This is a genomic window from Larkinella sp. C7, from assembly GCF_006149005.1.
GTDB lineage: Bacteria > Bacteroidota > Bacteroidia > Cytophagales > Spirosomataceae > Larkinella.
Window position 1 is genome coordinate 1 of sequence record NZ_VBSL01000058.1, and the last position, 935, is coordinate 935.

Genomic DNA, 935 nt, shown 5'->3' on the forward strand with positions numbered 1-935 from the left:
CCGTTGAAGGTCACCGGTTTGAAGTTGGGGTACATGTTGTCCATCGGATTGCCCGCTACCAGCGTGTTGTATTGCAGCATGAACAGGTGCTCCAGTCGGTTTTCGGTGCTTTCCCGGTGTACATCCTCATAAGTCGTGAACAGGTTGATCACCGTCGGGTTGGCATTCGAGTAGGTGATCACTTCCAGGGCTTTGTCGGCCGCCAGCTTGTAGTGCGTCGCCCCTTTGCTCAGCGGAAAACCCGCCATCGTCAGGTATACTTTCGCCAGTTGGGTTTTGACTGCTGCCAGGTTGGCCCGGCCACTGACATCCATCCACGCCAGACCAGCCGCTTCGGCCGCCACCAGGTCTTCCACGATCAGTTTGTACACTTCTTCCTGGGAAGCACGGGCGGGCTGGAAATCTTCCGAAGTCGCCGTCTGGGGCTTGGTAATCAGGGGAATGTCACCCCACAGACGAACCGCCGTGAAGTAGGCCGAAGCACGCAGAAACCGGGCTTCGCCCAGGATCTTGGTTTTCTGGGCATCGGGCATGGGGGTGATGGCCGGCACGCGGTCGAGCACCTGGTTGGCCTGAGCGATGACCTTGTAGAGACCGTTCCAGTAGTTGACCACGTGGGCGGTGTTGCCGTCGTGGACCAGCCCGTAGAGGTTGTTCAAATCCGAGTTCTGGGCGGTTTCGGTGGTCGAGGTGCCGGTGAGGGCTTCGAGCAACTGCCAGTTGGAGGAGAAGATCCCGGCCCCGTCGCCCATGAACCGCAGGTCGGCGTAGACCGAAGCCAGGGCGGCTTCGGCGTGGTCAGGAATGGTGTAAAAATTATCGGGGGTCAGGTTGGAGGGTGCCTGCTCATCGAGGAAATCGGAACAACCCACCGGACCCAGCAGCACCGCCCCCAGCAGGGCGATTTTGCTCACTTTACTAACTATATGTTTCAT

Annotated in this window: 1 protein-coding gene; it reads right to left on the minus strand. The window is 58.8% G+C overall.

The genetic code is table 11. From position 1 onward, the window contains the following. Positions 1-935: RagB/SusD family nutrient uptake outer membrane protein (locus FH871_RS31735; protein WP_171063029.1), on the minus strand; the 935-nt coding region annotated here is incomplete at both ends.